The sequence below is a fragment of the Okeania sp. SIO3I5 genome (assembly GCF_010672085.1).
Lineage (GTDB): Bacteria > Cyanobacteriota > Cyanobacteriia > Cyanobacteriales > Microcoleaceae > Trichodesmium.
This window is the reverse complement of record NZ_JAAHHT010000414.1, coordinates 1-4,657: the sequence shown is the minus strand read 5'-3', so window position 1 is coordinate 4,657 and position 4,657 is coordinate 1. Positions and strand designations below refer to the sequence as shown.

Sequence of the window (4,657 nt, the reverse complement as noted above, 5' to 3'; positions counted from 1 at the left end):
GTTGGTGTAAACTCAAGGGTGAATTTTACCGGAAATTTAAGTTTTTTTCTGGCTCTTAAGTATTCCTGCCAGTTAAGTGTTCCCTCCTTCCTCCTCCCTCCTCCCTCCTCCCTCCTCCCTGTTCCCTCCTCCCTGTTCCCTGTTCCCTGTTCCCTGTTCCCTACCTTTGCTATACAATACCGATGCTACCGGACATGATATAACTGAATTTGAATAATTGTTTAATTAAGGATTCATATCAAATCCGGTAGTATCGGTAGAATTCAAGACTGTAGGGGTTTGGTCTCCAAACCCTCCACTAACTAGGACTTTTCACTCTTTTCTGATGGTAGAATTATATCACTCCGATTTCTCGGAAACCGTAGCCAGCGGATTTGATATCAAGCCTCGTTCTTCTCCAGAGCGAAAAAATCAAAAATATTTTCCTGATTTCAAGCCTCTGACTTTCCTGCTCATGCTCGCAAACAGCCAGAGGTTATAATATCATGTCCGCTGGTATCGTTTGTGTAAACAAGGGCAGGCAAGATGCCTATTCCACAGGGTGAATATCTACAGGAAATTTAAGTTTTTTTTCTTGCTCTTAAGTATTCCTGCCTGTTCCCTGTTCCCAGTTAAGTGTTCCCTACCTTTGGTATACAATACCGATGCTACCGGACATGATATAATGAGCGAATTAGTAATTTTTAATTGATATGAAAGCAACCCAACTTATTATCCAAAATCGTTACCGGAAGCCTGGCGATAGCCCAGTTGTTAATGTCGATGACTTTACTTATCGAGAAGGGGCGATCCTAAATGCTGATACTGTCATCAACGACCCCAATATTAGCTTGTATTGTTTGGATGACAAGCATCAACAAGCTATCTTTGTCTCCTTACCCTCTGATATTAAGCTCTCACGAGTGCCTTTCTATTATCAGGCTCAGTTTGATAATGCCCAGAGTTTGATTGCGCTTCCGTATGAATGCTTGCATGACCTTGCCGAGCGAGTTCAGACTAAATTGGAAAAACTGATTCTAGTTTACTCAACGGGGCGCTCTGGTTCGACTCTGCTGAGTCACATTTTTAATGAATCAGGTAAAGTTGTCAGCTTCTCCGAGCCGGATATGTTGACTCAATTGATTCATTTACGACAGCAAAAAGTTAGTGCGAAGGGCGATCTAGAAATAACATCTTTAATTCGTGATTGTGTCCGACTGATTTTTAAGCCAATTCAAGCAGAACAAATTTATCATCAGGCAATTAAATTTCGCAACCAATGCGTCGCCCTGATCGGGCTTTTTCATCAAGTATTTCCCAAGGCTAAGAATCTTTTCCTATATCGGAATGCAATAGATTACGTTGCTTCAGAATATCGATTGATGATTCGCTATCGCTCTCCCGAATTGGTTTCAGTAGATCGCGCCTTAGCTTGGCTTGAGAGATATCACGGTACTATTGCACTAGAAAAACTGGGCATTCGCCTGAAAAAAGATGTATTATCGTGGGTCGAATGTTTTGCCTTGAATTGGCTGATTATCATGGATCGTGCCTTGAATTTTTTGGAGCAAAATATTCCGATGCTACCAGTACGTTATGAGGATTTAAATAGCAACCGATTTGGAATTGTCGCCCAAATTTTTGAATACTGCGACTTGCCAACTACAAGCGTAACGCAGGCTCTTAAAGCCTTTGAAAGAGACTCGCAAGCAGGCACAACTCTAGCCAGAGACGGAGCAAATCGTGGGAATTTTACAACTCTCGATGAGAGTGATATAGCCCAAATAGTCGCGATCGTCGCGCTACACCCCGTGATTCAATCTCCAGAATTTATCATACCAGGAACGTTATAGCGGTTAAATTAGAGTTGTTAGGAATTACAGCAGTTTTCATTTCAGTCAACCACAGTAGGGACGTTCCATGGAACGTCCCTACGGGGTTTTGGTTCTGACGATATGGTTCATCAATTTGAAAAGCCCTGTAAGCTAAAAAAATGCCTAAAATCTTTATCAGTCAAAGTTTATAGATCTTTTCAAGTATAAAATGCTAAAAACCTTATAGAGTAAGCTTTTGAGCATTATTCAATTTTTATGCCCCAACAACTCTATTATACTTCTGTTGATTTCAAAGCTGAGTCACTTGTTTTGAAGTAGAAACGTAGCGGGAAACCAATAGTAGTCGTCAACACACTTAAAGAACCGCTAATTAACAAACCCACTCCCTGCAAATGCCAATAAAATGACAATAAATAAATACTGACTATACCTACTCCCCAGCAACTAACAATATTAATTAACATCGGCATAGTTGTATCCTTTATACCCCGTAAAGCAGCAGTAGCAGTTGTATCAACTCCATTAATCACTTGATGAAGCGCAATAATAACTGAAAAGATGCAAGCAAGCTGAAAAACCTCAATATCCGTCGGGTTTTTGGGAGTCAAGAAAACACGCACAATAGGCGCAGATTCACCCGCCACAATTATCAGAGTCACTATGGTAGTCAATATTGCTAATGTAATACCAAAAAATCCTGCCCGTCTAACACCTTGTGAACTTTGCTCACCATACATTTGTCCAACTCTGGTAACTGTTGCTTGGGCAACTCCCAAAACAATATTTCGGATGATATTGCCTACTTGAGTAGCGATTTGAAAAGCAGCTAAGGAAACAGCACCGAAATAGCCAAAGAAGTAAACTAAAACAATGTTAAAGCTTCCTGCTGAAATATATTGAATTCCGATTGGCAAACCGAGCTGAAAAATTTCTTGGAAGACTGGGGCATTAAATTGTAACCATTGTCTGAAGAGTTGATAATCTTTAAAGTCAGGATTGAGGCAGATAAAACTTAAGGCAAATAGTATTTGAAACCATAATACAATTACTGTTGCCCAAGCTATTCCTGCTAAACCAAGTGCTGGAAAACCAAATTTACCAAATGCCAAAATATAATTGGCTCCAGCATTGAGGAAAATACTACTTATGGCAATTGCTGTTATCACTTTTGGTCGATTAATTGCTGTCAAAACGTTGCGCAAAACTTCATAAGCGAATAAAGCAGGAAGTCCCCAAAGGATAGCTTGTAAGTAAGATTTTGCTGGGTAGATAATAGAATCGTCCTGACCGAGAAAGACTATCCATGTAGAGCTTGCCCCAAGAATAGCCATCATTGGTAACGCAATTAGTAGCGCTAGATAAAAACCTTGCCCGATAATAGGACCTAATTTGGAAAACTGTTTTTTACCGAAAGCAATTGCAGCAACTGTGTTGACGGCAGAGATGATAAAAATGCCGATATTGAAAAAGAAGCTAAATGTCACACAACCAAATGCACCACCAGCTAAGGTTTCAGTTCCTAATTTTCCCATTGCCCAGGTATCAACTGTGAGTAGACTAACCTCAATTAGTTGAGCCAGACTTAATGGAATTGCTAAGGTAATGCAGCTTTTGGCTTCCTGATAAATTTCAGATGAAAGTAATTTTGCCAAAAAGTCAAGGTGTTGTGAATAGATTTTCATTTTAGGTTTACTATCATTACTTTTTCAATGTAAGCTTAAAACCTATTTTAAAATTTTTGACTACCGTGAAACAGCATAAAATTGCGGGGTGATTAACTTTTAAATGAAAATTGTAGAAAGTAGTTGCTATTTGTAGAAAAGTGTTTTAATCAGGACTTACGCAAAGACACTATATATAGCGTATGACAAATAGAGCGATGTAGCTGCCGCACTTGCGGGAGCCAACGCTGAAAATTTTATAGCGATATAGCTGCCGCACTTGCGGGAGCCAACGCCTCAAGATTTTTGCTATTGTTAAGACATAGTAAAAAACATCTATAAAATCATGCGGAACCTTGAATTTTATTGTGGGTTTCTTCAGTTCTTGGAGCAAATAATCTGAGAGTAATTCATGTTTGACTTTATAGATAGTTTTTCCTATTTTCACTGCTAATATTTTTCAAAAAATCCAGACTAATATGGCACAGGCAATGTGATTTTTTTGAATTTTACTGATACGACATTGGCAAAATTATATGCCTGTTAATTACTTAATTTCTCTATGAAACTCTTCAATTTTGCATCTAGTTTTCGACTCAAATTATACAGCATTTATTGAAGATTGACTTAAGTCATTAGTTACAATACCCAACTGTCCTATTGCTATAAATAGTTGCCCAGAATAGCTTGACTTTCTTATCTCTTGGAAACCCTTTGATTTGAATTATTTTAGCTGATATTTTTTCTAATTCATTCCCACTTAAATCTCCTATATTTTTATATTTTTCTACACCACCAGTATCATCTACGCTTACGATTTACTTTTAAGGGACAGTAATAAATTTTTCTCATATTATCTATCAATCCCATTAACCTTTGTGTTGCATACCAACTATCCATTACATTGCTTTTCAGTTGAGTAGACCACAAAACTGTTGTAGGAATAATCAGTAATGAGTAAGGAGCAAGGAATAAGGAGTAATGAGTAAGGAGTCAGTATGATTGTGGTTTATTCATATGAAAACCGCTGTAAAACAATTTTAAATGTTCAATAATGGATAATTACCTCTCCCTAAAAGCTATCCCTTATAAGGAACTCTTGAAACCCTTGTGGGAGGATGGGGAGGATGGGGAGGATGGGGAGGAGGGGGAGGATGGGGAGGATGGGGAGGAGGGGGAGGA

2 protein-coding genes are annotated in these 4,657 nt (G+C 38.6%); one reads left to right on the top strand and one right to left on the bottom strand.

Features of this window, described 5'->3' with window-relative positions:
- Positions 1-692: 692 nt before the first annotated feature.
- Positions 693-1,832: a sulfotransferase gene (locus F6K40_RS38945; protein ID WP_293145281.1), complete on the top strand. Its 1,140-nt coding sequence runs from the start codon at positions 693-695 to the stop codon at positions 1,830-1,832.
- Between the two features lie 254 nt (positions 1,833-2,086).
- Here F6K40_RS38945 and F6K40_RS38940 read toward each other — a convergent pair whose 3' ends face one another.
- Positions 2,087-3,496 (bottom strand): MATE family efflux transporter, encoded by a 1,410-nt coding sequence (locus F6K40_RS38940; RefSeq protein ID WP_293145278.1) that lies wholly within the window; start codon positions 3,494-3,496, stop codon positions 2,087-2,089.
- Positions 3,497-4,657: the final 1,161 nt, after the last annotated feature.